At 75.9% G+C, this 3,927-nt stretch carries 5 protein-coding genes; 2 read left to right on the forward strand and 3 right to left on the reverse strand.

Annotated features, from left to right (window positions below):
- Positions 1-146 precede the first annotated feature (146 nt).
- Both AAHZ94_RS30020 and AAHZ94_RS30025 read right to left on the reverse strand, forming a co-directional pair.
- A complete protein-coding gene (locus AAHZ94_RS30020; protein ID WP_349996874.1) occupies positions 147-704 on the reverse strand; it encodes a flavin reductase family protein in 558 nt (185 codons plus the stop codon).
- The gene (locus AAHZ94_RS30025; RefSeq protein ID WP_349996875.1) at positions 701-1,717 is read right to left on the reverse strand and encodes a TIGR03571 family LLM class oxidoreductase; all 1,017 of its coding nucleotides are present in this window, start codon (positions 1,715-1,717) and stop codon (positions 701-703) included. The genes AAHZ94_RS30020 and AAHZ94_RS30025 overlap by 4 nt, the downstream gene beginning before the upstream one ends.
- Before the next feature lie 85 nt (positions 1,718-1,802).
- Between AAHZ94_RS30025 and AAHZ94_RS30030 the strand changes: the two genes are divergently transcribed.
- The gene (locus tag AAHZ94_RS30030) at positions 1,803-2,408 is read left to right on the forward strand and encodes a TetR/AcrR family transcriptional regulator (RefSeq protein WP_349996877.1); all 606 of its coding nucleotides are present in this window, start codon (positions 1,803-1,805) and stop codon (positions 2,406-2,408) included.
- A gap of 73 nt (positions 2,409-2,481) precedes the next feature.
- On the forward strand, positions 2,482-3,192 hold the full coding sequence (locus AAHZ94_RS30035) for a hypothetical protein (RefSeq protein ID WP_349996879.1): 711 nt from the start codon (positions 2,482-2,484) through the stop codon (positions 3,190-3,192).
- On the opposite strand, the gene AAHZ94_RS30040 is transcribed toward AAHZ94_RS30035, so the two are convergent.
- Positions 3,180-3,927, reverse strand: a 748-nt coding sequence (locus AAHZ94_RS30040; RefSeq protein ID WP_349996880.1) for a histidine phosphatase family protein, incomplete at its 5' end; no start/stop codon positions are given. The two genes, AAHZ94_RS30035 and AAHZ94_RS30040, sit on opposite strands and share 13 nt — an antisense overlap.

The raw sequence follows: 3,927 nt of genomic DNA on the forward strand, positions 1-3,927 counted from the left end.
GGTGGTACGGGCGCTTGCGCCGCGTACCACCGGCCCCTCGCGCACCGGGCGCACTCACCTGCCCGAGGGCAGCGCGTGCGGGGGATCGCCCGGCGGACCGGCGGGCGGCGGACCGTACGGGGCTGCGGACGGCCGCGCCGCGCCGGTCAACCCGCCGACCCGGGACCAGCGGGTGGCGGGCCGGCCAGGGCGTGGAAGCCGCCGCGGGCGAAGACCAGCGGGGCCGCCTCGGGCCGGTGCACGGTCGCGTCAATGACCGTGCCGATCACCAGGGTGTGGTCGGTGACGTCGATGCGCTCGGTCACCCGGCAGTGCAGCACGCCCACGCTGCGGGTCAGGGTCGGGTCGCCGGTCAGCACGGACGGCTGCCAGGCCGCCCGGTCGAACGGGTCCCGGTCCGGGCTTGAGCGCGCGAACGCCACGGCCAGGTCCTCCTGGTCGGCGGCGAGCACGTTGACGGTGAAGGTCGGCGCGCTGCGCAGGATCGTGTACGTACACGTCCGGTGGTGGACCGCGGCCAGCACGGTGGGCGGGTCGAGGGAGAGCGAGATGACCGCATTCGCCGTCATGCCGTGCGGCCCCGCGGGGCCCGAGGTGGCGAGGACGGTGACGCCGGTCGGGAAGTGCCGCATGGCGGCCCGGAACGCGTCCGCGTCCATGGCGCACGCCGCGCCGGGGCCGAGCCGGGTGGCGGACCCCGTCACCACTTCAGCTCCTTCGGCTCCGGCCCGGCGAGCGCGGGGAAGTGCGGGGCGACCTCCTCGATGAGCTGGGCGACGGCCTCGGCGGGCGGCCGGCGGCCGTGCTGGACGCCGAGCGCGGCGTGGTTGATGCCGGCGTCCTGCCAGCGCCCGAGCAGTTCGAGCAGGCCATCGGTGCCGGTGCGCATCACGAAGCCGCCGCGCAGCGGGGTCGGCTTGTGGTGCCGGTCCTCGACCAGTTCGATCCACTCGTTGGTGGCCACCGGCTTGAACGCGCCGCCGGGGATGAGCTCGCGCCAGGCCGCGGCCTTGGCACCGAGCGCCTTCGGCCCCTCGCCGTACACCGAGCCCGGGTAGACCAGCCAGCCGTCGGCGTTGCTCGCGATCCACTCCGTCTTCTGCTGCGAGGAGCCGGTGACCACCAGCGGTACGCGCCCGAACGCCGGCTTGGGCAGCAGGTCGACGCCGCCGCCGAGGTGGCCGAGGCCGGAGCTGATGGCGGGCCTGGTGACCTCGGTGAGCTCGCGGAACCACTCGACGGCGTCGCGGTAGCGCTCGCCGCGGGTGAGGTGGTCGATGCCGTAGGCCGGGAACTCCGACGCGCGGTCGCCGGACGCGGCGCCGAGCACCAGCCGGCCGCCGCTGAGCTGGTCGATCGTCGTGGCCTGCTTGGCCAGGTCGATCGGGTGGCGCAGGGTGAAGATGGCGCTGCCGGCGGCCAGCGCCAGGTGCTTGGTGTGCGCGGCCAGCCAGGCCAGGTAGGTCCACAGGTCGAAGACCTGGCCCGCGTCGCCGAACCCCGGGTCGAACAGCGGCACGTCCCGCGCCCAGACGGCCGCGAACGGCGACGCGTCCGCCTGCTTGACGACCTCCAACGCACCCTTCAACACCTCCATGTCGCCCGCGTACTGCCGCAGCGGCAGGAACAGCCCGACCGTGAGCCGCCCCTCGCCGAACATCCGCCCGAACCCCGGATGCCCCTCGCCCACGGACGCTCCGCTGGACACATCACTCATGACGCCAACCCCTCCTGAATGGATCGATCGCTCCAATGGCACGATAGCAGAGTGGATCGATCGATCCATTCGGTAATCTGAGGGCATGGACGCCACGGAAGAGACGACGGCCCCGCGGGAAGCACCCAGCGACACCCGCACCCGGCTCGTGGTGGCGACGGCGACGTTGCTCCAGCGCCAGGGGTACGAGGGCACGAGCATCAAGCAGATCCTGCGCGAGGCGAAGGCCACCTACGGCTCGCTGTACCACTTCTTCCCGCAGGGCAAGGAGGCGCTGGCCGCGGAGGCGCTGCGGTTCGGCGCCGCCGACTTCACCGACGTCCTGCGGCGCGGTCTGACCAGCTCCGACGAGCCGGGCGAGGCCGTCGCCAACTGCGCCCTGCTGCTGGCCGACACGCTGCGCGAGTCCGACTGGACCGACGGCTGCCCGGTGGCCGCGACGGCGCTGGAGATCATCGGCCGCTCGCCGCTCATCCAGCGCACCTCCGACGAGGCGCTGCGGCAGTGGCGCGAACTGATCGCGTCCAAGCTCCAGGACCACGACATCCCGCGGGCCAGGGCCGAGGCGCTGGCCTGCACCATTCTGTCCACGCTCGAAGGGGCCGAGCTCATCTGCCGGGTCTCCAGCGACGACGAGCCGCTGCGCTTCGCCGCCGAGCACCTGGCGGCGCTGGTGCGGGCGAGCCGGTGAGCGGGCGCTGATGGCCGGGGCGCGGGGAGCTGACGGCGCGGGACCTGGGGGTGCGGGGTCGGCAAGGCCGGCAATGCCGGCAGGATCAGCAGGACCGCCGGGATCGGCGCCCGGGCCGGCCGCGGCGTTCGGGCCGCATGAGTTCCAGCTCGTACTGCTCCGCCGGATGGCCGACCACCAGGGGGACCTGGTGGCGGCGGCGCTGCGGGAGCTGGGCGTGGGCCGGGGCGAGCTGCGGGAGGCGAACCGGCGCTGGCAGGCGATGGTCCGCTCCCCCCGCCAGCAGGGCGCGCTACGGCGCTACCGCTCGGTGCTCGGCCCGCCGGCGGCCACGGCACCGCGTCGGATCGGGGACCTGCGCTGCGAGGCGCTGAGCTGGCCGGTGCCGCTCTGGCCCACGCTGCGGTTCGAGGTTTTGGCCGGGCCCGGCGGCGCCGTGTGGAACGAGTGGCTGGTACGGGCGCGGGGCGCGGCGGGGCCCGAGCTGCGCAGCGCGGCGGACCTGGTGCCGTGGTCGTGCACGGTCGACGAGGTGGCCCGCGCCTTCGCACCGGCCCAGCCGCGCGAGGGGTCGGCGCCCACCCGTTGGCAATTGGCCTTCACGGCGCCGGCGGGCCTGGGGCCGGTGTCGGGCCTGGCGTCAGGTCCGGTGCAGGCACTGGATTCGGCGCAGGCGCAGCAAGGGTCCGGCGCCCCGGGCGAGCCCACCGCGTACGTCGCGGAGTTCACCTGGGGTCTGCTCCAGCGGGTGTGGCCGGTGGGGCAGACGGGTCAGGACTGCTGAGGTACGGGGCCTGCGGCGGGGACGTTCCAGGCGAGGACGGTGGGGCGGTCGTGGGCCAGGCCGATGCGGCTGAGGGTGGCCGTGTCCAGGCGGAACAGCGCACCGGCCGCTACCGGGAGGCCGAGCCGGCGGGCCGCGACCGCGCGCAGGATGTGCGCGTGCGCCACGAGCAGCACGGCGCCGGCGGGCTCGCCGGGCTCTCCACCGGCCGCGTCCACAGCCGAGCCCGCGGCCGGATCGCGGCCCCCGGCAGGGCCCGCGGCTAGATTCGCACCAGGGCCCGCGGCCGGATTCGCGCCCGGGCCCGCCGCCGGGTCCGCGTCCAGCAGCGGAGCGAGTCGGGCCAACAGCCGGTCGACCCGGGCGGAGACCGCCTCCGGGGTCTCCCCCGGATGGCCCGGGTCATCGCCCGCGGGGACGCCGTCGGTCCACAGCGACCAGGTGGGCCGGGTCCGCTGGATCTCGGGCGTGGTGCGGCCCTCGTACCCCCCGTAGTCCCATTCGCGCAGGTCGGGCTCGATCTCGGCGCGGTCGGCCAGGCCGGCGATGCGAGCCGTCTCGCGGGCCCGCGCACGGGGGCTGACCAACACCCGGGCGAGCGGCTGCGCGGCGAGCAGCGGGCGCAGGGCGCGCGCCTGGGCGGCGCCCCGCTCGGTGAGCGGCCGGGGGGGGGGGGGGGGGGGGGGGGGGGCGGCCCCCCCCGCCCCCCCCCCCCAGCCCCCGCCCGCGCCCGCC

Origin of the sequence: Streptomyces sp. HSW2009 (genome assembly GCF_040240285.1) — a bacterium.
Taxonomy (GTDB): domain Bacteria; phylum Actinomycetota; class Actinomycetes; order Streptomycetales; family Streptomycetaceae; genus Streptomyces.